The sequence below is a fragment of the Halostagnicola bangensis genome (assembly GCF_054653435.1).
In genome coordinates this window covers 145708-168558 of sequence record NZ_BAAIGG010000001.1, presented here as the reverse complement: position 1 = coordinate 168558, position 22851 = coordinate 145708, and the positions used below count along the sequence as shown (strand labels likewise).

Annotated in this window: 21 protein-coding genes; 6 read left to right on the top strand and 15 right to left on the bottom strand. The window is 57.4% G+C overall.

What is annotated here, in order from left to right:
- Window positions 1–241 precede the first annotated feature (241 nt).
- Both rdfA and ACYQ14_RS00825 read left to right on the top strand, forming a co-directional pair.
- Window positions 242–859 carry a rod-determining factor RdfA gene (gene rdfA, locus ACYQ14_RS00830; protein WP_283838204.1) on the top strand — a complete coding sequence of 206 codons (618 nt, stop codon included), beginning with the start codon at window positions 242–244 and terminating at the stop codon, window positions 857–859.
- Window positions 860–962: 103 nt separating this feature from the next.
- Window positions 963–2909 carry an archaea-specific SMC-related protein gene (locus tag ACYQ14_RS00825; protein ID WP_459883848.1) on the top strand — a complete coding sequence of 649 codons (1947 nt, stop codon included), beginning with the start codon at window positions 963–965 and terminating at the stop codon, window positions 2907–2909.
- Between the two features lie 395 nt (window positions 2910–3304).
- On the opposite strand, the gene ACYQ14_RS00820 is transcribed toward ACYQ14_RS00825, so the two are convergent.
- Window positions 3305–4009 (bottom strand): helix-turn-helix domain-containing protein, encoded by a 705-nt coding sequence (locus ACYQ14_RS00820; protein ID WP_459884176.1) that lies wholly within the window; start codon window positions 4007–4009, stop codon window positions 3305–3307.
- Window positions 4010–4402: 393 nt separating this feature from the next.
- On the opposite strand from ACYQ14_RS00820, the gene ACYQ14_RS00815 reads away from it, so the two are divergent.
- Together ACYQ14_RS00815 and ACYQ14_RS00810 are read left to right on the top strand one after the other, a co-directional pair.
- Window positions 4403–4678 carry a PadR family transcriptional regulator gene (locus tag ACYQ14_RS00815; RefSeq protein WP_283838200.1) on the top strand — a complete coding sequence of 92 codons (276 nt, stop codon included), beginning with the start codon at window positions 4403–4405 and terminating at the stop codon, window positions 4676–4678.
- A gap of 481 nt (window positions 4679–5159) precedes the next feature.
- Window positions 5160–5918: a DUF4013 domain-containing protein gene (locus ACYQ14_RS00810; protein WP_459883845.1), complete on the top strand. Its 759-nt coding sequence runs from the start codon at window positions 5160–5162 to the stop codon at window positions 5916–5918.
- 85 nt (window positions 5919–6003) lie between these two features.
- Here the strand turns inward: ACYQ14_RS00810 and ACYQ14_RS00805 are convergent, their stop codons facing one another.
- The 5 genes from ACYQ14_RS00805 to dgoD all read right to left on the bottom strand — a co-directional run bounded on the left by ACYQ14_RS00805 (window position 6004) and on the right by dgoD (window position 11689).
- Window positions 6004–7173 carry an ABC transporter ATP-binding protein gene (locus ACYQ14_RS00805; RefSeq protein ID WP_459883843.1) on the bottom strand — a complete coding sequence of 390 codons (1170 nt, stop codon included), beginning with the start codon at window positions 7171–7173 and terminating at the stop codon, window positions 6004–6006.
- 40 nt (window positions 7174–7213) lie between these two features.
- Window positions 7214–8125, bottom strand: a complete 912-nt coding sequence (locus ACYQ14_RS00800; RefSeq protein WP_459883840.1) for a carbohydrate ABC transporter permease — start codon at window positions 8123–8125, stop codon at window positions 7214–7216.
- Window positions 8122–9093 (bottom strand): carbohydrate ABC transporter permease, encoded by a 972-nt coding sequence (locus ACYQ14_RS00795; protein WP_459883838.1) that lies wholly within the window; start codon window positions 9091–9093, stop codon window positions 8122–8124. The genes ACYQ14_RS00800 and ACYQ14_RS00795 overlap by 4 nt, the downstream gene beginning before the upstream one ends.
- Window positions 9094–9105: 12 nt before the next feature.
- Window positions 9106–10383, bottom strand: a complete 1278-nt coding sequence (locus ACYQ14_RS00790) for an ABC transporter substrate-binding protein (RefSeq protein ID WP_459883835.1) — start codon at window positions 10381–10383, stop codon at window positions 9106–9108.
- 151 nt (window positions 10384–10534) lie between these two features.
- Entirely contained in the window at window positions 10535–11689 is a 1155-nt protein-coding gene (gene dgoD / locus ACYQ14_RS00785; protein WP_283838192.1) for a galactonate dehydratase, read from the bottom strand.
- A gap of 193 nt (window positions 11690–11882) precedes the next feature.
- On the opposite strand from dgoD, the gene ACYQ14_RS00780 reads away from it, so the two are divergent.
- Both ACYQ14_RS00780 and ACYQ14_RS00775 read left to right on the top strand, forming a co-directional pair.
- Window positions 11883–12611 carry an IclR family transcriptional regulator gene (locus tag ACYQ14_RS00780; RefSeq protein WP_459883833.1) on the top strand — a complete coding sequence of 243 codons (729 nt, stop codon included), beginning with the start codon at window positions 11883–11885 and terminating at the stop codon, window positions 12609–12611.
- Window positions 12612–13232: 621 nt separating this feature from the next.
- The gene (locus ACYQ14_RS00775) at window positions 13233–14345 is read left to right on the top strand and encodes a tyrosine-type recombinase/integrase (RefSeq protein WP_459883831.1); all 1113 of its coding nucleotides are present in this window, start codon (window positions 13233–13235) and stop codon (window positions 14343–14345) included.
- A 100-nt stretch (window positions 14346–14445) separates the two neighbouring features.
- Here the strand turns inward: ACYQ14_RS00775 and ACYQ14_RS00770 are convergent, their stop codons facing one another.
- Genes ACYQ14_RS00770 through ACYQ14_RS00730 form a run of 9 tightly spaced genes read right to left on the bottom strand, consistent with a single transcriptional unit; the run spans window position 14446 to window position 22784 of the window.
- Complete coding sequence (locus tag ACYQ14_RS00770; RefSeq protein ID WP_459883828.1) at window positions 14446–16287, bottom strand: Na(+)/H(+) antiporter subunit D; 1842 nt, start codon at window positions 16285–16287, stop codon at window positions 14446–14448.
- Complete coding sequence (locus ACYQ14_RS00765; RefSeq protein ID WP_459883825.1) at window positions 16284–18188, bottom strand: proton-conducting transporter transmembrane domain-containing protein; 1905 nt, start codon at window positions 18186–18188, stop codon at window positions 16284–16286. Before ACYQ14_RS00765 ends, ACYQ14_RS00770 begins: the two co-directional genes overlap by 4 nt.
- A complete protein-coding gene (locus ACYQ14_RS00760) occupies window positions 18188–19738 on the bottom strand; it encodes a proton-conducting transporter transmembrane domain-containing protein (RefSeq protein WP_459883823.1) in 1551 nt (516 codons plus the stop codon). Before ACYQ14_RS00760 ends, ACYQ14_RS00765 begins: the two co-directional genes overlap by 1 nt.
- Window positions 19731–20102: a cation:proton antiporter subunit C gene (locus tag ACYQ14_RS00755; protein WP_283838183.1), complete on the bottom strand. Its 372-nt coding sequence runs from the start codon at window positions 20100–20102 to the stop codon at window positions 19731–19733. The genes ACYQ14_RS00760 and ACYQ14_RS00755 overlap by 8 nt, the downstream gene beginning before the upstream one ends.
- Window positions 20095–20589 carry an MnhB domain-containing protein gene (locus tag ACYQ14_RS00750; protein WP_459883821.1) on the bottom strand — a complete coding sequence of 165 codons (495 nt, stop codon included), beginning with the start codon at window positions 20587–20589 and terminating at the stop codon, window positions 20095–20097. Before ACYQ14_RS00750 ends, ACYQ14_RS00755 begins: the two co-directional genes overlap by 8 nt.
- Entirely contained in the window at window positions 20589–21128 is a 540-nt protein-coding gene (locus tag ACYQ14_RS00745) for a DUF4040 domain-containing protein (RefSeq protein WP_459883819.1), read from the bottom strand. The genes ACYQ14_RS00750 and ACYQ14_RS00745 overlap by 1 nt, the downstream gene beginning before the upstream one ends.
- Window positions 21125–21478 carry a monovalent cation/H(+) antiporter subunit G gene (mnhG, locus tag ACYQ14_RS00740; protein WP_459883817.1) on the bottom strand — a complete coding sequence of 118 codons (354 nt, stop codon included), beginning with the start codon at window positions 21476–21478 and terminating at the stop codon, window positions 21125–21127. The genes ACYQ14_RS00745 and mnhG overlap by 4 nt, the downstream gene beginning before the upstream one ends.
- Window positions 21475–21756, bottom strand: coding sequence for a cation:proton antiporter (locus ACYQ14_RS00735; protein ID WP_459883815.1), 282 nt, complete (start codon window positions 21754–21756; stop codon window positions 21475–21477). The genes mnhG and ACYQ14_RS00735 overlap by 4 nt, the downstream gene beginning before the upstream one ends.
- Window positions 21753–22784 carry a monovalent cation/H+ antiporter subunit E gene (locus tag ACYQ14_RS00730; protein ID WP_459883812.1) on the bottom strand — a complete coding sequence of 344 codons (1032 nt, stop codon included), beginning with the start codon at window positions 22782–22784 and terminating at the stop codon, window positions 21753–21755. Before ACYQ14_RS00730 ends, ACYQ14_RS00735 begins: the two co-directional genes overlap by 4 nt.
- Window positions 22785–22851: the final 67 nt, after the last annotated feature.

The window sequence follows — 22851 nt, the reverse complement described above, 5'->3', positions numbered from 1 at the left end:
GCCGGAGAACCCATTACGCACATATCGGTGTAATCAAGATGGTATCGATGACGTTCCGTGACTTGAAGAAATACCGGATTACATCATAAACTGGAACGGTTGATCGCTCATGGAGGTCGAAACGGTCCCGTTTCTCAACCGACTCGAGAGGGCGTGAATGTGAAGTTAGAATCGGGTAGTCCCGCTGAGGAAACAACCGGTATCCGGAACATTTGTATCACCGGAATGCTATGGTAGACGTATGACAGTTGAGTCGGACAGTCGTCGACGAACGAAAGTCGAACGGGTGATCGACACCTATGATCTCGATGAGTGGGGTGCCCGACTCGAAGCCGAATGGCTCGGTGAAGGTGGGAACCGGACGAGTCTCCGCGATCTCGCGACGGAGTTTAATATTGCCATCCTCCAGGAAGCCCTTCGTGAAGCCGGTGGAACACCAACCCGCCGCGACGTCGAAAACACGTACGAAATTTTGACCGACGACGACGCGACATCCTCAGAGCGGATCCGAAAGCGACGGTCGCTCGAACGAACCGGCGTAAATATCGACGACGTTCGCTCCGACTTCGTCACCCATCAGGCTATTCACACCTATTTGACGACGGTTCGGGAAGCGGAGCTCCCGAAGAACGACGACGACGAATCGCGGCGGGAACGGAAGAAAGAAACGATTCAGCGACTGGCAAGTCGCACGCAGGTCGTTACCGATTCGACGATAGAAGAGCTAGTCCGGGCTGAATTGCTCACCGAACAGAACTATGACGTGCTCGTTTCCGTAACAGTCGTCTGTGAAAACTGTGGAACGACCTACACCGTCGGCGAACTCATCGATTCAGGCGGCTGCGACTGTTCGTCCTAAATTGCGCTTCGAACCGTGACAACCCGCGCTGAAAGGGATCGCGAACGAACAAGATCCTCCGCTGGTGGTGGTTATTTATACAGGGAACACAAACCTCTCTGTAATGTCAACAGCGAAGTCACTCGAATCGACAATCGATCTTACTGCGGAAAATATCGGTGGGATCGACGAAACCTCAGTCACGCTCCACCCCGGTGTTAACGTTCTCACGGGGCGGAACGCGACAAACCGGACGTCCTTTCTCCAGGCGATTATGGCCGCACTGGGGAGCGAACAATCATCCCTGAAAGGAGATGCAAACGAAGGCGGCGTCGAGTTGACATTCGAGGATAGCGAATTCACTCGATCGCTCCATCGGCAGAACGGCAGTGTCTCCTTCGACGGAAACCCGTACCTCGAGGACTCTGAACTCGCAGATCTCTTTGCGTTCCTTCTGGAGTCCAACGAGGCCCGACGAGCCGTCGGTCGCGGGGATGATCTTCGTGAGATCATCATGCGACCGATCGATACCGACGAAATCGAAGCCGAGATTTCGTCTCTCGAGGACGAAAAGCGGGAGTTGGACGACCAGATCGCCGAACTCCAGCGACTCGAAGACGAGCTTCCCGAACTCGAATCCGAGCGAGTGTCGCTCGAAGAGGAAATCGAGCGAGTGAGTGCCCGAATCGACGAACTCGAGACGGAACTCGAAGAACACGAGATCAACGTCGACGAAAGCCGGACGAGAAAAGAGGAGTTAGAAGATGCCTTCGCCGAACTCAGAAGCGCACGCAAGGAGTTCGAATCGGTCGAATACGATCTCGAGACCGAGCGAGAAAGTCTCCAGGAACTCAAACGTGAACGAGACGAACTCGAGGAAGCCATCGAGGAACACACCGCCGAAAACACGGAGTCTCCCGACCGACTCGACGGGCGTATCTCTGAACTTCGAGAGCGAAAGCGATCGCTCGATTCGAAACTAACCGAGCTACAAAACGTCATCCAGTTCAACGAGAACCGGCTCTCGGGCGATGGGATCGATCTCGACGGGGAGTTATCCGACGACGATTCGGCGGAACTAACCGACCAGTTGGTCGAGGAGTCGGACGAAATCGTTTGCTGGACGTGCGGATCCACCGTCGAACGGGACCGGATCGAATCGACGCTCGAACGACTCCAGTCACTGCACCAGGACACACTTGCCGAGCGAAACGACGTGCAAGACCAGATTGACGAACTCTCGGAGCGAAAGTCCAAGATCAAAGAAAACGCTCAGCGACGAAGCCAACTCAAACGGAAACTCTCGTCGACCGAAGACGAGATCGAAATGCGCGAGGGCCAAATCGAGGATCTCGAAGCGCAACTGGGCGAATTAGACGAGCGCGTCGAGGACCTCGAGGCGGACGCGGAGTCGTTCGAAGACACCGACTACAGTGACGTTCTCGAGACTCACCGTGAACTCAACCGCGTCGAACTCGAACTCGAGGAGCTCGAATCGGATCGAAGCGGTGTCGCCGACCGGATCGAGGAACTCGAGGCGACGATCGACGACCGGGGCGAACTCGAAAAACGCCGTACAGAGATCGATGAGGAACTGACGGAGCTTCGAACGCGCGTCGACCGGATCGAGGAGGATGCGATCGATGCGTTCAACGATCACATGGAGTCAATCCTTTCGGTGCTCCAGTACGGAAACATCGATCGAATCTGGATCGAACGCCGAGAGACGAGCGTTCGGGACGGTCGCCGGACCGTTTCAAAAACCGCGTTCGACCTTCACGTCGTTCGGACGACCGACGAGGGAGCGACGTACGAAGACACGATTTCGCACCTCTCCGAAAGCGAGCGAGAGGTAACGGGGCTCGTCTTCGCACTCGCCGGTTACCTCGTTCACAACGTTTACGAGGAGGTCCCATTCATGTTGCTCGACTCGCTCGAAGCTATCGACTCCGATCGAATCGCGTCGGTCGTCGAGTACTTCGAAGAGTACGTCGATTGCCTCGTCGTCGCCTTACTCCCGGAGGACGCCCAGCCCCTCCCCGAATCGCATCACTACGTGACCGAAATCTAAGCCACCGTATCATTTTTGTTGACTTGAGCAACCCTCTCAGTGGCGACGGCCAAGACGATCTCGACGAAACGAGCGTTACACAGATATGTGTGTAACGCGTTCTACAAAAGTGCCAAATTCATCATATATAAATAGTGAGGGAGTGGATATGAAAAGAGGAATTGACAGGTGTTAGTACGGGCAGTGAAGAGAACCCCCATGGAGATTGTTTGAGAAGCCGACTTCAGTTATCAATTATTCGAATGCAGAAAATATCACTGGTTAGTCTACCAATTAGACACTTCGAAACTGCTCGGGGACGATCTTATAGATACACAAACCGGTTAGACAGAAAAGCAGAATATCGGGTGGTTGTCGATCGAATGGGAGTCATGGAAAGCGATGGTCACTGCGACCTACGACGCTTCACGAAGCCGGTCGAGGAGCGAATCGAGATCGATCGTCGTAACCGCCAGCGAAATGTTCTCTCCGCGAGCAAGTTCGGGTGCGAACTCCCACAGTTCGTCTTCGCTTACGCCGTGAAGGACGACGGCATTCGGCGTCGGGTTGATAACACGAAGGGCAATGAGAGCCCCCTTTCCCGACGTGTTGTTCGTAAACACCAGCGCACGGTTGGTACTTTGTCCGTAGAGGTTGTAGAATTCGCTGCTCGAGAGGTGTCGAATAGCTTCGACGCTGTCGACGACCGTGTGTCCCGCAACTGTATCGTGGCTTCCCGCTGCCAATTCCGTTGCCTCGATGGTTTCGTAACACTGCTGGAGCGAGACGTTTGCACGGTACTCGTGGAGATCCAGAATAATATCGCTATCCAGACCGGCTGATAACGCTCGAGCGTGTTGACGGATATGTTTCCCGCCTCGGTACTCGTCGATATCGAGCAACGCGTTGACTGTGCGTCGGATCGTTCCGCTTCCGGGATTTTCCCTGCGTCCAGTTTCGTAATCGGAAATCACCGAGACGGAGACGTCGAGTTCAGCAGCGAGGTCGTTTTGGGCGATTTCGAAGTCCGTTCGCCATTTCCGGAGCGTCGCACCGGGGTTCTCGCTTAACGCGATTTCTCCTGCGATTTTTTCGGCTAGCTTATCCCGCGCTTCGACCATCATATGTAAGTAATGTGCCAATCGGTACTTAACGATGCCGAAAGAGTGGTTTTGCTATCAACGAAGGAGTTCCACTCCGGAAAGCAGGGACGGATTCAATCCATCAACCTTGTGGTGCGAATTGTAGAACGGAACCGATGGTGTGGATACTCAGAGAAACAGAGTTGGCTACGGACTAATCAGTTATATATCATATTAGAAGGATTTATCTCCGGCCGAAGTAACTCGGTCGTTGCGAGGTTGCTCAGAATATTACTCTCCTATTTTATTGTTTATAAAACCGAAACTGCAGTCGAAGCGTCTCTTTCACCCAGTAAACAAATGAAGTCACGGACCCATGTCGTAATCGTAAAACAACGAATTTATGATTATTGGGTTGAGATACTTCAATGAATGTACGACCTCACTGGATTCCAACGCGACCTGCTGTTAGTAATCGAAGGACTGGACGAACCTCACGGGTTAGCGATCAAAGACGAACTCGAGGGGTACTACGAGAAGGAGATTCATCACGGACGATTGTATCCGAATCTGGACACGCTCGTCGAGAAGGGGTTAGTCGAAAAAGGAGAACTCGATCAGCGGACGAACTTCTACTCGACCACGCGGCGTGGTCGCCGAGAGATTGAAGCACGACGCGAGTGGGAAAACCAGTATATCGACGCGTGAAAATCGAACCGGTGAGCAATTCACCGCAGTTCTTTTCTGAGGCGCCCGCTGGCAGTCCGTAAGGTTCGATAGCGCTGTACCGTGCTTTTCTCGAGCGTCGATTTTGGGCACCACGTTTCCACGGTCGGGGGACAGGATCGGGGCGGTGAAATCTACTGCACTAAACTGTCCTTTAGTGTAGTGGTATGCAGAACGGCCGAATACGCAGAATATGGTCGAGAGAGGATATGTCGCGCCAAAATCTAAAATTGTATATTCTATAGCGCTATATGAAATTCAGCGGAGCCAGTAACAACGGATCAGCATAAAACGGTGGACCACAACGCCCCTTCGTGTACAGGATTCGAGCCGTCGAGTCGAGTCGAATCTCCGCAACTCCTCTTCCATCCCGCAATCACAGCACACTTACTCCAATAGTCCGTATCGAATCGATATGGACACAAAGGTCACGGAGAACGGTGGGAATCCGTGAGACGGGAGTATGGGAAACGACTCGGTCGTCAAGAGCGAATCGACCACCGAAAACGAGCGGAGCTCAAGAACGAGCAGAAAAATGATCGTTGATGCGCTTAAATACCCAACCAGAGGAACGCCGGCCCTCGGCGTCGCAGGAATCGTCGTCGCCATCGCGATCGGCTATCGGTACACCGTAGCGTTCGTCCCGTCGGTAGCCGCCCTCGTTCCCGGCACCGCGACGATGATTGCGTTCGCCGTACTGGTTGGATACCTGTCTCACGTCCTCGTCGACGACGACCGGGCACCACCGCCGCTCGAGGTGGGGGCGTCGCTGCGATCCGGTTTCAAATCGTTGGGTATCTCAGTCGTTTTTCTCGCAATACCTCTCGTGCTCATGTTCACGACGGTGTCCTCATTCGTCGAAGCGGGATCCGACGGGGGCGAGATACCGGCGGTGTTCATGGTGAGTTCGACAGCGATGTTGTTCCTCTTCCTTGCGAGTGTCTACGCGCTTCCGGCCGCGGTAGCAGCCGCGACGAAAGCCAGTACGATGCGCGCTGCGTTCGATCGCGAACGGGTGTTCCCGGCACTTAGAGAGCTACCGTACGTCACCGCATGGGTCACGGGCTTTACGCTGTTCGTCGTCGGACTCGTGCCCGTCTCGATTACGATTGGATCGGCCGATGTCGCCGGACTACTCTCCTCGCTGTTCGGCGCGTATCTCGTCCTCGCCGGCAGTCGTATCATCGCCACCGGATACAGGCGAGCGACGACGAACAGCTAACACGACGGATGTTGGTTTTTCGTTACGAAAAGTCACGGATAGCGAAACGATCGAAACGGCAGACGAATAGCGTCGGGTGTCTCCCTCAGAGCTGTGGCGCCTGGGACTCGGCCGTTTCGAGACGCCGGTTGTGCAACGCTTCACCGGTCTCCCCGTGGAAGAGGTGGATCGCATCTTCAGGAATGTGTGCGGTCACCGTCTGTCCGCTCTCGAACTGACGCATTCCGCCGATCGTCGCGATAATCGATTCCGCTTCCCTTGACGAGTCCTCGCTGTCGAACTGAAGGTAAACGATGTTCTCGTCACCCATCGGTTCGATGACGTCGATAGTCGCCGCAACATCGTGTTTATTCGATGGAGGGTCCTCGGAGATGCCGATATCCTCGGGACGAATCCCGAGCACCGGGTTCGACGAATCCGAAACCTTCGTTGCGATCTCACCGGAGATCGAATAGTCGAAGAGATCGGCTTGCAGGATCGTCTTGTCGGCTTCACTGTGAAGATCCGTATCGATGAAGTTCATCGATGGTTCTCCGACGAATCCGGCAACGAACAGGTTCGCTGGCCGGTGGTAGCAATCAAGTGGTGTCCCAACCTGCTGAAGCGTTCCGTCGTTGAGGATTGCAACGCGGTCACCCATAGTCATCGCCTCGGTCTGATCGTGGGTCACGTAAACCGTCGTAGTATCGAGTTCCTCCTGAAGGCGCTGGAGCTCCGTTCGCATTTCCGCTCGAAGTTTGGCATCCAGGTTAGAGAGCGGTTCGTCCATCAGGAAAACCGACGGGTCACGAACGATCGCTCGACCGAGTGCAACGCGCTGTTGTTGCCCACCCGAGAGTTCCCCGGGTTTTCGATCCAATAATTCCTCAATACCCATCATCTCGGCCGTCTCTTCGACGCGCTCGTCTATCTCGTCGTCGGGCATATCCGTCGATTCCTCGAGCCCGAACGACATATTCTCCCGAACGGTCATATGCGGGTAGAGAGCGTACGACTGGAACACCATCGCGATATCCCTGTTCTTGGCGGGGATATCGTTTATCACTCGGTCATCGAGACTGATTTCGCCCGAGCTAATCGACTCGAGCCCGGCGACCATCCGGAGCGTCGTCGACTTCCCGCAACCGGACGGGCCGACGAGAACGAGGAACTCGCCGTCGTCGATATCGATCGATACCTCGTCGACGGCAACGATTTCGTTCCCGTCGTCTTCCGTGAATACTTTCGTAACGTCGTTGAGTTTCGTTTGAGCCATTATTGGAACCTCCGTGCGGGCAGATCCATCTGTCTACCGATCATACGCGAACCCCCTCCGCGAACTTGTCTGCGAACAGGAGATAGACGATCAACGTCGGGATTGCCGTAATCAGCGCACCCGCCATTCGAAGCGGGTAGTCGACACCCTCGAGCGCCTCACCGAGCCCCGACAGGATCAGTGTCGCCGAGGCGGCGGAATTATTGACGCTCCCGATGATCGTCAGCGAGAACAGGAACTCGTTCCAGATCTGGGTGAACTGGAAGATGAACACCACTGCGAACATCGGTATCGAGAGCGGCAACACGATGCGTCTGTAGATTCTCCAGACCGACGCACCGTCGAGTCTCGCAGCCTCGATCATCTCCCAGGACATCGTTTTGTACTGGGATCGGAACAGCAACGTACAGATCGGTATCCCGTACGCGGTGTGGGTGATGATGAGCTCGAGAATCGTCGCGTGGTGTGAGGACAGAATCAGTCCGAGCCTGTGGTCAAGCATCGCGTACTGCGACCAGAACTGGGTGAGCGGAACGATAACCGCCTGATACGGGATGAAGATCCCCGCGATAAAGAGGACGAAAACCGCGACCTGCCCGCGCCAGTTAACGAGCGTTAGTCCGTACGCGGCCATACTTCCTAACACCGCACAGAGAACCGTCGCGGGAACGGTGAACAGGAGACTATTGACGAGTCCCTGTGAAAGGGCGTTAAACGCGAACTCCCAACTCTCGAGGGTTGCACCGTCGGGACCTGGCGGCGCGAACGGTTGCGTGTTGATCAACGCATCGGAGGTCTTGATCGACGTAACGAATCCGGATTGGACTGGGACCAGATAAAAGAGCACCAGTCCGACCAGTGACGTATACAGACCTGCCTGAGTGAGTGAGATTCGATCGAGTACACGCTCGTCATCGGTGCTTTGACCTGCCGAAAGTGTTTCTTCGCTCATAGGTTACCTCGCTTGTACTGGGTGTACAGGTACGGCGCGATCACGGCCAGTGAAAGGATGAACAGCGTCAGTCCGATCGCGGAACTGTAGGCCCACTCGGAGTTATTGAATCCCTCGCGCATCATCTTGGTCGCAAGGATATCCGCTCCCTGTCGAGGCCGATAGCCGTCGAAGACCGCGTACAGGAAGTCGAACGCCTTCAGTGCGAACAGCACCAACACGACCGTTGCACTGACTATCGCGGGACGCAACTGCGGAACAATTACGCGCCAATACATCCGGAACGTTCCCGCACCGTCGACTCTCGCGGCTTCGTACTGCTCGGTCGGAATCGACCGGAGCGCAGCAAGATAAATAACCATTGTATAGCCGCTGAACTGCCATACCAGTGCGAATATGACGGACCCAAGCACCAGTCGCGGGTCGCCAAGCCAGTTGTACGGTCCGAGACCGAACAATCCGATGAACTGGTTAACGATTCCGTCATTGACGTTGTACATCCACCGCCAGAACTGCGCCGTGACGATGAACGACAGTGCAAACGGAAGCAGGTATATCGTTCGGAACGCCCGACCGAAGCGAATCTCGCGGTCGAGCAAAATCGCCAGTACGAGTCCGAGAGCTAAACACGCGATCGTAAAGACGACGAGAAGGACGACCGTGTTCCAGGTCGCCTCCCAGATAGCCGGGTCCTGAACCATCCGCGAGTAGTTTTGGAGTCCAAGGTTGGTATAATCTGGACCGCCGAATCCGGAGTAATCCGTCAGCGAAAGAAGGAAGTTCCAGCCGATCGCCCCGTAGACGAACAGACCCATAAGGATGAGCGGGGGCCCCCAGAACGGCGCCGACTGAAGGAAATCACTATCGAGCCACCGCTTGACGGTCGAGCGTTCGTCTGTCGTACCACCATCCGTCCGGATGCGTCGCTTGTTCCGTATGGCACGTAAAAACGCTACAAGACGTTTCATGTGGTTTGTGAATTATACCGCGTTCATGAAGCCTTCGGTTGCATCGTCGACGTCGAATGGATCGGCGAAGTTATTGTTGAGAACTTCCTCGAGAGACGATTGCGTGCTCTGGTCGACGGCGAGTCCGTGGGCGAGCGTCGGCGGTTTTTCGGAGGCGGTCTCGAAGTCCTCGATTGTTTCCGTGAGGTATTCGTTGAACTCCTCCGTCGAGACACCTTCCCGAGTCGGGATTGAACCCTTGTACTGGTTAAACTCGACCTGTGCGGTTTCTCCACCGGCGAACCGGAGGAAAGTTGCCGTCTCCTCCGGAGTCGGGTTATCACCGGGGTAGATGAACGAATCGATGTGCAATCCGTACATGTCTTCAGTACCCGGGTATCGGATGGCGTCCCACTCCTCACCGTACTCGATGTCTTCGTTATTGATGTAGGCACCCGCAACCCAGTTACCTTCGTGAATAAACGCGGCATCGCCGCCCATGATGTCCTGGTTAACCTCGGTGAAGCCGACCGAGGCTGCGTCGTCGTTGATGTAGTTATCGAGGATTTCCTCGAGGGTTTCGAACGTCTCGCGGACTGCGTCTTCGTCTCCATCGCCCGCGATGAAGTCCATGTAGGCATCGTATCCCTGCGTACTGAGCATGACGACCGCCCAGGTTTGCAAGATCGCCCACGCCTCGAGCGACATTGCAAGCGGCGTCGCGTCCGTTTCGGAATCGACCGTATCGAGCGCGTCGATCAGCGCATCGATATCGTCGAGTGAGTCCGGATCGACACCGGCGTCCTCGAGAACTTCGACGTTGAAGAAGAGGTCGTTCATTCGGTGGGAGCCGATCGGAACGGCAGAATACCCGCCATCGAACTGGCAGGCCTCGACGGCTTCCTCGACGTGTGCGTCCGCAAGATCAGCTTCGTCCCACACCTCCGACTCGATGTCCCCGAGAACGCCGTCGTACTGTTCTAAGTTTGCACCTGGCCAGCCGGCAAACGAACCCGGCGGGTTGTCGCTGTTGAACCGCGTTGCAACCGTCTGATCGAGGTTTTCGTTTCCGCCACCACCGATCGCCTGGTCGTCGAGATCAATATCCGGATGTTCCTCTTCGAACGCGGCGAAAAGTGCTTCTTCGGCTTCTGCACCGTCTCCACCGGTCCAACCGTGGAGGACCTCCAACGTGTTTTCGTCGTCCTCGTCTCCCGTGAGACAGCCTGCAAGTGCCATCATCCCGGCAGCACCTGTTACCCCTGCACCCTTCAGCACCCGTCGTCGCGAATGCGTGTCATTATTGGACATAATACGCTCATCTATGCTGAGGGATCAATCTTACTTAACGTTTATGATGATATTCGTATTTATCACCTTTTATAAAACGAGACGAACGTGCGCTTGAGAGGACCGATCAGCGAACTATTCGCTCCTCACCACTCAGTAAACTATCCGCTCCTCACCACTCAGCGATGCTTCCGTCGTCGTGGCGCCAGATCGGATTGTGCCAATCGACGTCGTTTTCTGCCTGTTCGCGGATGTACTCCTCGTCCAGTTCAATACCGAGACCCGGTTTATCGGGAACGGTGACGTACCCCTGCTCGTAGTCGAACACGTCGCCGTCAGCCAGATAGTCGAGGACGTCGTTCGTTTCGTTGTAGTGGATATTCAGGCTCTGTTCTTGGATAAGCGCGTTCGGAGCACACATATCCACTTGCATACAGGAAGCGAGGGCGATGGGGCCGAGCGGACAGTGCGGGGCGAGTGCCACATCGTACGCTTCAGCCATCGACGCGATCTTGTTCACTTCCGTGATACCACCCGCGTGCGATAGATCAGGTTGGATAACGTCGACCGCACCGTCCTCGAACACCGACTTGAAATCCCACCTGGAGAACATTCGTTCACCGGTTGCGATCGGAATGGTCGTATGGGACGCAATTTCGGGCAACGCGTCGTTGTGTTCGGGAAGAACGGGCTCTTCGATGAACATCGGTTCGTGGGGTTCGAGCGCTTTGACGAGCCGTTTGGCCATCGGCTTCGAAACCCGACCGTGGAAGTCGACGCCGATATCGATTTCGGGGCCAACGCTTTCTCGAACTTCCCGAAGTCGGTCGACGGCAGACTGCACAGCCGCCGGATCGTCGAGGCGCTGAATCTCGGAGGTTGCGTTCATCTTCAGCGCGGTAAAGCCCTGTTCGACTTTTTCGGCCGCCGCCTCGCCGACATCTGATGGTCGATCGCCACCGATCCACTGGTAGACCCTGATTCGGTCTCGGGTCGCACCGCCCAGCAGTTCATACACCGGGGCATCGTAGTGTTTGCCCTTGATGTCCCACAGAGCCTGATCGATACCCGCGATCGCACTCATGAGAATCGGACCGCCGCGGTAAAAGCCACCGCGGTACATCGTTTGCCAGTGGTCTTCGATTTCAAAAGGGCTCTCGTTTAGAATATACGCGTCCATCAGTTCCTCTACTGCCGATCGAACGGTCTTGGCACGCCCCTCGATGACTGGCTCTCCCCACCCGACGAGACCATCGTCGGTCTCGACGCGCAAAAACAGCCATCGCGGCGGAACTTCGTACAGTTCGTAATCAACGATTTCGGTCATGGTAGTACGACTCGTTCTGAAGGTCAAAAGCGCATCACATGTACTTGTCGGTCGAATTCGCCAAACTGCGGCAGTTCACGATCAGTTCTACAACGAACGGAAAGACACGACGAGGAAAGGACTGCAGGACCGGCAAGATCGTTCTCGAGAGGAGAACAGATTTATCACGGTAGACACCTATCGATCCATACGGATGGGAGACGGGACGTACACTATCAACGCGACGCAGACGAGTTTTGAAATTCTGGAACTGATTCGAGACGAGGGAGGGCTGACAACGACGGAGATCGCAGACGAGGTCGACCTCGCAAAGAGCGCTGTACACAAGCACCTCCAGACGCTGACCGACCTCCAATATTTAACTCGAGCGGAGTACGAATACTCGCTCGGACTGAGATGTTACACGCTCGGGGTCGCTTCACGAGACGCCCACGTCCTATTCGAACCGGCAATCCCTGCGGTCGAAAATCTGGCGAGCGTAACCGGCGAACACGTGAGTATTGTCGTCGTTGAAAACGAGACAGCGTACTATCTCTACTCGTGTACGGGTCAGAATCAACAGAGTCAGACCGAGCGCGACGGTGAAATGGTGGATCCATACTGCTCGACAGCCGGCCACGCGATTGTCAAACGAAGTTCACAAACAGCGTACGCTCCCGAAAAGACACATCCCGACACGAGGATCTCTCACGAGCAGGGAATCACGTTCTCGATCCAGACGGGTGAATCGCCCCAAAACGCCATCGCAGTTCCCGTTACCGGGCCCGACGAGCAACCAATCGGTGCCCTCGAAGTGACTGGTCCAGCTCGGCGAGTCAGCGGGAAACGATTGAAAGAAGACTTTGCGGGACTCGTCATTAGTGCCGGAGCCGCTATCGAAAAGCGCGTTCGAAAGAATCGCTCCGAAACCAGTTCAAAATAGTAACTATTATAGTTGTTCTCGTTAGAATAACAAGTACGAGCGGCGACGTAGTAGACGAGTTAGTCCTTGTCGTTACACATATATGATTGTAATAGATTTGATTAGCCGATTTTTCAGCACGGAAACGAGAACGGTTGTTCTCGAGGCGAGAACACAATGGCTCCTCGAGTGAGAAACGACGTTCTCCTAACAGGTGTGCTCTGAATCACTACGAAAAACAGTACTATAAAATATAAATCGGATTAACTAGCAATTTAATTATATTTATAAAACACAGGTATGGGGAGCAAATTCCGAGCATAATAGAGCAAACAACGGTTTGGAGTTAGCTCCTTCAAATTATATATTTAATCCATACATATCATCTATAATAGTTTATTGGAAACTGTGATTACCCCATGTCTCATTGAGTACATGTCAATTGATCTGTAGAGAGGGGGCTCTCAGCGATTCAAAAGGGACGGAACACCGAAACACAAATTTATAGGATGGATCCACTAGGAAACGAACGAATGGCTTGGGATGGGTATTCAAGCAACGCTCTCCGTTTACAGTCAACAAAACGGTATCCAAAACGTCGCCCGCGAAGCCAGCGAGACGAACAAAGGTGGCGATAAATCCATGTCAAAAGTCAATATCTCGGACGCCGTGGATGCATACTTACAGCGCAAGTCGGTTGGTGATAGCGCTGAGTCTGGGTCCGGAGCCTACGCGTCGAACGCCGAATCGATCCTCCATCGGTGGGCAACGTGGCTCGAGACGGAACAAAACACGACAGCGTTGCTCGCGCTCGACCGGCGGAATCTCGAGGCGTACGCCCGAGAGCTGGCAGATCGAACGGAGCGGGGAAAGTACGCCCCATCCACCGCTCGAACGTATTACGCAGTTGTCCGCGCGTTTCTGTCGTGGTGTGTCCGGGGTGGGTTACTCGAGACGAATCCAGCATCCACCCGGAACGCGCAGGCGATCCTGCCGGTCGAAACCGACACGCAGACGGACGAGTTCTGGACGGACCGCCAACGGCAAACGCTCGAGGAGTACGTTCGAGCGAGAGCGCTCGAGTCACTCCACGAAAATGAGGGGAATAGACGGAGTCGGCTTCGAGAGTACGCGGTCGTCGCGCTGTTAGCGCACACTGAAATTCGGGGCTCGGAGCTGTTCCGCGCACCGGATGACACTCGACGCACCGGTGCGACGTGGAACGAGGTGGACTTTTACACCGGAACGATACAGGTTCTCGGAAAATCACAGCGCTTCGAGGCCGTCCCCCTCCCAGCACGAGCCCGCACCCCCCTCCGTCGGTACCGAATAGCGCTCGACCCGCCGACGAACGAGTGGCCGTTATTCCCGACGCGACACGCGCCTTCGATCGCCAACCACGTTCGCGAGGCACTTGCCGAACGCGGATACGGCGAAGCTGAGATCGACTCCCTGTTCGAGGAGTCGACGGCAAAGTCACTCCTCCGGGAGCACGCTATCACGCCGCCGGCGATCACGACCGAAGGGGCTCGAACGATCCTCAAGCGCCTCTGCAAGGACGCCGGGATCGACGTCGACGGCGAATATCTCACCCCGAGCGGCGTCAGTCGCGATCTCGAGGCCTCTCGTCGCCGAGCCGCGACAGCTCCGACGAACTCGCTTCGCGTCTCCTTTCTCGAGCAATCGATCGCCCTCCGAGAGGATCACCATCGAGTGATCGACGTCGCTTCGTCGAACGAGTCACGGAACGATTGAACTCGAGACAACTCGCTATGCAGTGAAATTCTCCGTACTAGTGGTAGCTATATCTCGCTTGGAGCGACAACGAAGGCGATAACGGACGAATCCTGTCGATCTAGACGAGAAGAAGGAGCATGATCGTCAGGATCACCGTTAGTATCAAGACGGTGAGCCCGATACTCGCCCGGAGGTGAATCGTCGACGGTCGGCCGCCATCTGCAGGCTGGCGTTCCTCGAGTTCGACCATCCAGTCCGGCATGCGGCGACCGAGCGCGTCGACGGCCAGCACGGGGTTGTTACCGATCCAGTAGACCTGGCGGACGAGGCCGACCGCGGCCGCGTCAACTGCGCGGTAGGTGTCCGTGACGGCGACCATCGATCCGCGACCGACGTAGTAGGTAGCCGGATTGGCAAACATCGCTGGATCACCGAGGTCGAGTTTCGAGAGCGGCTTGCGGATGATCTTGAAGCCGACGACCGAAACGGTTGCCAACACAACGAAGTCGAAGAGGTGACCGGGGCTGTACGGATGCAGTGTCGTTTCAAAGTCCGGGGTGACGACCGCTGACCCGTCGACCAGTGGCAAGAGGTCGGTAAAGACAGGCCACCCAATTATCGGTAGGCCGAGGACGAGACAGGCGCCACCAACGGAGAACATCGCTACAGTCTGGCCCGTTTCTGCGTCCTTGACCGTCCGATCGCTCGGCCCGTGAAGGAAGACGTAGAAGCCGAGTTTGATGAACGAGAGGAACGTTCCGATCGCACCGATAAAGAGCAACCAGTACAGCGCCTGATACTCCGGACCGCCGTAGTATCCCGGATCCGCGGCGTCGAGAACCATTCCTTTACTCACGAATCCGCTGAAGCCAGGAACGGCGGTAATCGAGAGCGCACCGACGAGGAACGCAATCGCAGTGAGCGGCATCTCCTTCCAGAGCCCACCCAGTTTGTACAGGTCGTTCTCCCCGGTTCGATAGATGACGACGCCGACAGCCATGAACAGCAGACTCTTGTAGAGAACGTTATTGAACAGGTGTCCCATCGCACCGGCGATACCGATGGCGGACCCAATTCCGATCCCTGCGACCATGTACCCGAGCTGGGCCTGAATGTGGTAGGAAAGCAGAGCCCGCATGTCGTGTTGAAGGAGAGCGAAGACGACGCCGTAAACGGCCATCAATCCGCCCATATACGCGAGGTACAGATGGCCATCGGGGAAAGCGCGATAGAGGATCAACGCGCTTGTCTTCGTCGTGAACGCCGCGAGGAACACCGATGTCGCAAAGTGGGGCTTTGGATACGTGTCCGGAAGCCAGGTGTGGAACCCGACGAATGCGACGTTAACACCAATTCCGAGGACGGCCAGCAGCGCGGGCACCGTGTGTGCGATTCCGACACCGTCAGCAACGCCAGCACCGTACGTAAACTCGCCGACCTGCGCGTAGTGAGCCGTAACGGCGAACAGCAGGAGGCTCCCGCCGATACCGTGGGCGATCGCGTATCGGTACCCCGAGCGGATGGCATCACCGCCGTAGTTCCAGATCAAGAGCGTGCTCGTTACAGCCATCAGCTCCCACATGAACACCAACACGAGCCAATCGCCAGCGAACGTCGCACCGATCGCCGAAGCAACGTAAGCGAGCGCAAAGGCTCCCTGCACTCGAGACGCCCCACTCGAATAGGCGTAGATTACGGCGAACGTGCCGAGAAAGCCGAGTCCGAGCCCGACCAGTCGGCTAAATTCGTCGACGAAGAACGGCTGAATGTCCGCGAATCCGAGGAACGTCGTCGTGAGGTACGCACCGTCTGGAATCAGGTACGCGATAACCGTCACCGCTGCGAGGCTCAACGCCCCGAGCGCGTAACCGAGCACCCTCGGTAGGACGAGCATGAGCAATGCGGCTGCGAAGACGATCAACGGTGGATACGCGTGCGTAAGGATATCGAGTTCTGTCATGGGAGCACCTCTCCGGTGACTTCTTCGACGACGAAGCTAACTAGCTCGAGGAAGATCGCGTGATCGGGAACGACTCCAAGTACGACCGCACCGGTCACGATCACGGAAATCGGCATCAGCATGAGCCACGTGCTCTCGCTGAACGGCGAGTGGCGTTTCCAGCCACCCGACGGTGCACCGCCATGGTGATGGCCGTGTTCGGCGTGATCGTCATCGGCGTGGTGATCGGTCTCGCTGTGAACGTCAGTGTCCTCAGTTCGGGCGTCGTCGCCATCACCGGCCGATGGACCGAACGGAACGTCCGCATCGCTTGGATTCATATCGACCGCGAATCCGCCGTCCTCGTCGGCCGCTTCGTCGCTTTCACCGTCTTCGTCCGCGTCGCGGTCACCACCGTCGGTCGCGACGTCTTGCTCACCGGGCATCACGCCGTAGGATTCACGCTTGCCACCCGGCGGGAACTCGAGCAACGGTTTCGCGTCGTGGCGATCCTCGCTCTCGAAGAACGCGGTGTAGACGACCGGCCACAGGTACGCGATGTTGAGGATTCCCGAAATGATCAGCGCGAGTGCGAAGGGCCAGTAGCCGACATCCATCGCGCCGATGAGCATGTAGAACTTGCTCACGAAGCCGGCGACGAGCGGGATACCGGCCATCCCTGCCGCGCCGATCGCGAACGCCGACATCGTAAGCGGCATGCGTTTGCCGATGCCAGCCATCTCACTGACGTAATCGGTGTGCGTCTCGACGTGGACCGCACCGGCACAGAAGAACAGGGTGAGCTTTCCGAACGCGTGGGCGGGGATATGGAACAGCGCTCCCAAAATCGCGATCGGTTCGAGCATCGAGAGCCCGAGGACGATGTAGGAAAGCTGCGCCGTCGTCGAGTACGCGAGGCGTCGCTTGAGGTGGTCCTTTCGGAGCGCGATGATACTCGCAGCGAGTAGTGTGAACGCCGCTAGGATCGCGACGGGCACGTTCAACCCGACTTCGCCGACCACCGGCACCGAGAGCGGGAGATCCTGAATCGTCTCGACGCCGTACACATCAAGGATCACACGCGCGACCCCGAACGCACCGGACTTGACGACCGCTACCGCGTGGAGCAGTCCGGAAACGGGCGTCGGCGCAACCATCGCGTCGGCGAGCCAGGAGTGAAGTGGCATTACCGCCGCCTTCACGCCGAATCCGGCGATCAGAAGGAAGAACGCGGCCTGCGCGTAGATCTGGTTGTCCTCCTCGCCGGCAGCTTCGGCAACCGCTTCCATGCCACCGGTCTGGAAGGCGACCGTGGGATCGCCGATGCCGGAGGTGAGCCAATAGATCATAACGGTGCCGGCCAAGAGGAAGACGCCGCCGCCGAAGAACGTGTACGTGAGGTACTTCCGGCCGGCGATCCGGGCCTCGTCGTCCTCGTTGTGAGCGACCAGCGGGTAGGTCACCAGCGAGAGGAGTTCATAGAAGACGAAGATCGTCACCAGATTCGCCGAGAACGCGATCCCGACCGCGGTCGACAAACTCGCCGCGAAGGCGGCGAAGAACCTCGTCTGGGCGTGTTCGTCGAGTCCGCGCATGTAACCGGCCGCGTAGAACGAGGTGAAGATCCAGAGGAAACTTGCAAGCAACGCAAACAGCATGCCAAGTCCATCGGCCTCGAGGGCGAAGTCGATCCCTGCGAGGAACTCAACACCAAGCGAGTCCGAAAGACTCCACCGGTAGGTGTCGCCGCCGAGCACGCCGGGAAGCATACTCACGACGATTCCAAATTTCGCGAGCGCGGCAAGCACGGACCAGCTTTCACGAACGTTCGGATAGCGATACGACGCGATAATCAATACCATCGCGATCGCCGAGACCAATACGGCCGCGAGCGGGCGGATGGACGTAATCGGATCAGTCATCAGTTAAACACCTCCTCGACGAACGGCTCGAGCAGTTCGAAGAACACGTCACCGGCGAATCCGAGGATGACTGCGATGATCGCAACGGAGACCACCAACGCGAGCATCCCGAGCGAAACTGCGTCCGGGGAGCCTCGAGTCTGCGAACTGGCACCACCGTCGGTGGCCACCGGAGATCCTGCGTCGGTCGAGCGATGCGAACCGGGATCGACGTTGCGGGCCGGTGTAAAGTACATCTTCTCGAGCAGGCGAGCGGCGTAGGCGAGCGTCAACATCGTACTAAGGAAGATGACTGCCGCGACCGACCAGGCCTGTGCCTCGACCGCGCCCACGGCGATGTACCACTTGCCGATGAAGCCGACTGACGGCGGGATGCCGATGAGCGCGATGAGCAAGACGGCCATTCCGGCGGCCGGGACCGGTCGGTGGTGTGCCAGCCCGGCGTATTCGTCGACGGTTCGTGCACCGTAGCCGATGGCGATGACGCCCACGGCGACGAACAGCCCGGCTTTCATCACGCCGTGGCCGATCAGGTGAATAATCGCTCCAGTCAGTGCGGTCTCGGTGACGACACCGTACGCGGCGACGACGAGACCGAACTGCGAGACCGACGAGTAGGCGAGCATCCGTTTGACGTCCTGCTGGATCACCGCGAGGGTGCTCCCCGCGATGACGCTGATCGATCCGACGGTGACGACAATTTCCCTGGCGTAGGGCGTCTGAATCAAGAACTCGGGTCCGAAAACGTCGAACATGATTCGTGCGAGCGCGTACGCCGAAACTGTCGACACGAGGGCGGCGATCAGCGGCGTCACGCCGTCCGGAGCGTGTTGATACGCGTCGGGTTGCCAGGTGTGAAGCGGCCACTGTGCGACCTTGATCGCGAAGCCGACGAACATAAAGGCGAAGGCGGCTCGGATGAGGTTCAGCTGTTGGTCATCGAGTCCGCCGTTCTGGATGACATCGGCCAGCTCCATCATGTTCAACGTCCCGGTTGCCATGAACAGGAAGCCGACGCCGATCAGGTAGATCGATGCGCCGACGGTACCGAGGATAAGGTACTTGAGAGCCGCGACAGCCGACTCGGGACCGTCGCCGCTCGAGATCAGGGCGTACGTTCCGAGCCCGACGATCTCGAGGAAGACGAACATGTTGAACACGTCGCCCGTGAGCGTGAGTCCGAGAAGACCGCCGACGAGCAACAGGTACCCGGTGTAAAACGTGTTCCCGCGCGGACCGGCGAGGCGGGTAAACGCGAGCAAGCCGGCCGCTGTCGCCGTGATGAGGACGACGATGAGCATCGAGAGCTGGTCAGCGACGAGGACGATCCCGAACTGCTCGTCCCAACCGCCGAGTCCGTAAATCTCGGCCGATTGGGTGCTATAGACCCGCTGGGCTAGGATCAGGCTGGCCGCGAAGAGGCCCGTCGTGGTAAGTGCAGTAACGGACCAACCGGTTCGCTCGAATCGAAGGCCGAGCACGATGGGGAGCGTGGCCAAGAGGATCGGAGCGACGACGAGCAACACCGGGATCAGTTCGACGTTACTCATCGGATCGCACCTCCCGAAGGGTGTCCTCGCGGAGCGTTCCATACTCCGAGTAGATTCGAACGATCAGCGCGAGCCCGACCGCGGTGAGTGCGATCCCGACGACAATCGCCGTGAGCACGATCACGTGGGGGAGCGGACTCGCGACGAGGAGTTCGCCCGGGTTTGAATCGGCGGGCACGACGGGCGAAGACCCGCCCTCGACGTAGGCCACCGAAACGAAGAACAGGAATATCGCCGTCTGGAACAGGTTGACCCCGATCAACTTCTTCACGAGGTTCTCGTTGGCGATCATCATGTAGAGTCCCACACCGAGCAGGACGAACATCAGGACGTACGCGTACCGTGTAGCGAGTAAGTCAATCATCGTCAGTCACCTCCGAAGGATCTCGAGTGCGGCGTTCGGGCGTAAAGCCCGCCGCCGTCGCGAAGAACAGCGTGACGACGACGCCGGCGACGATCAATGCGATCCCGCCGATCTCGATCGCTTCCATTCCCCAGACCGTTCCGTCGGGGATACCGAGTTCTGTCTCGAACAGTCTGTACTCGAGGAACGATCCGCCGAGGGCCATCGTCGCGAGGCCGACGCCGACGAAGATGGCAACACCGCCGGCGATGAGGCCGACGATCGCGGAATTTTTGAGCCACTTTCGAGTCGGCTCGATGCCGAAGGCGAACGCGAGCATGAGGACCGTAACCCCGATAATCGCACCGCCCTGGAAGCTCCCGCCAGGCGTGTCGGCCCCGTGGAGGGCCATGAACATGCCGTACGTGAGCGTAAACGGGGCGATGATCTTCACCGAGGTCAGGATAACCTGGCTCTCCGTGTAGGTGTCATCGTACTGGTCGGCCATCAGACGAACACCTCCCGTTTGAGGACCAGCAGAACGGCGATCCCTGCGGCGAAGACGACGACCGCCTCGCCGAAGGTGTCGAACCCACGGTAGGACGCGAGGACGGCGGTGACAGCGTTTTGCACGCCGGTGTCGTCGTACGCGTTCTGGATGTAATACTGAGTGACTTCCTCGTTCGCCCACGCTGGAGCGGTCTGAGAGCCAACCTCGTACATGTCGGGCAACACGGTCGCCAACATGACGAGAACGAAGCCGCTCACGACGACAACCGCTGGGACGTTGATCCGCTCGAAGAGTTGGTCAGTTGGTGGCCGAGAGGTTCGCGCAATCGTCAAGAGGAGGAGTATCGTCGTAACACCAGCGCCGATTGCCGCCTCGGTCATCGCGACGTCGGGTGCGAGCAGGTACGTATACAAGATCGCCATTCCGAGACTATAGGCTCCGAAGACGACGATCGCGGAGAGCACGTCGCGAAACAGCGCCGTCGCGATAGCCGTGAGCAGGATGAACACCGCGAGCGTGTACGCGACGACACTCATTGGTCATCACCCTCGGTATTGTCGTCGTCTTTTTCCCACGGCGTAACGCCCGACTCCGCCGCTGAACGGGCGATCGCGTGGGCCGCTGTTGGGTTCGTGATGAACACGAAAAACAGCAACAAGACGGTATAAGCCGTCGCGTTCTGCCAGCCAAGCGCCAGCGCGACGGCCGCGAGTGCCAGCCCCGCTCCCAGGGTGTCAGTCTGGGACGCGGTGTGTGCACGCGCGAAGATATCCGGTAACCGAAGGACACCGACCGTCGAGACGAGCGTGAAAAACAGTCCGAAGGCTAACAGGATGACGATAGCCATGAACTGCACATCCGTCAACAGGGTAACGATATCGGTCATAGGACCCCACCCCGTTCGACCGTGAACTTCGAGATGGCGATAGCCATCAGGAAGTTGAGCAACGCGTAGATGAGCGCCACGTCGAGGAACCACGGCTGATCGAGCCCGGCTGCGAGCAGGGCGAGGATCACGACCGTGTTCGTCCCGAGGACGTTCACGGCAAGCAGTCGATCCTGGGTCGTCGGCCCCGCGACGGCGCGGTAGAACATTGCGATTGCGAGAACGACGAACAGGGCTGCCGCCATGAGAAAGATATCATTAATGAGTTCAGTAGTCATAGGTCCTCACCCTCGATTATTTCGGTGTCTCCACGTTCTTTCGGCGTCGCGATAGACGCGGAGTCGCGACCGTGGAACACGAACCGGACCGCACGCTCGAGACTGCCGTCGAACAGGTCCTCACGTGCGCTCGGAATCAGCGTGTGCACGATCAACCGTTGATCGTTCGCTCGCACGGCGAGCGTTCCGGGTGTAAGCGTGATGCTGTTTGCGAGCGCGAGCAACGGAAGGCCACTGCGAACGCGGGCGTTTACCCTCGTTAGCGACGGGTCGATCGGCATCGACGGTCGCAGGATAACGACCGAGATCGCCAGATTGGCCTTAACGATTTCGAAGATCAAATACGGCACGTAGAGGCCAAATCGGAGGGTCCGAAGCGGAGACTTGATCCGATCGGGGGCGACAGTGAAGGTGATATTTGAGAGCGTAAGAGAGACGATACCCGCGACGGCCGCACCCGTTACGAGATCGAACCAGTACGTCGGATCGCCCAGAATAAGGTAGAATCCGTAAGAAATCCAGAAAAGTGCAAACATTCGGTCGAAACTCGCCTGTCCGACGAGTCGTTCGTGCTTGGCCGGTCGTTCGACCGGAGCTTCGTCGTACTCGAGCCCGACGTTCGACAGTTCACGCTCGAGCGGTTGGAGCATCGGTGCGGTCACGCCGGGTTGGTATTCAGGATCGAGGACGACGCAATCGATGCCATACTCGCCCGCATAGGTTGCAAACTCTTCGGCGTACTCTCGAGGACCAAATAGGTACTCTTTCGTCCCGAGAACGGCCGTGTGAACCGAAACGCTCACACTGCCGGCGTCCTCGTGGACCCAACTTGCCGCCCGTTCGAGGAGTTGTTCGGCTTCGTCAATAATCGATTCGCCTGCCGGGCCGTCACCGTCGTGTGGGATCGCAACCACGAGGTGACACTCGAGTTCGTCGGCGTCCTCGAGAGCGGACTGGACGGCGTACCCGACCGTCTGACGGACAGTAACCGTGTCCGACAGCGGAACGAGTATTTTGTTAGCCGCCACGGCACGTCCCTCCGGGAGACCGTCGTGTGTTTGTCATAGCTTTACTGCTGTTACTCGACCCAAGCGG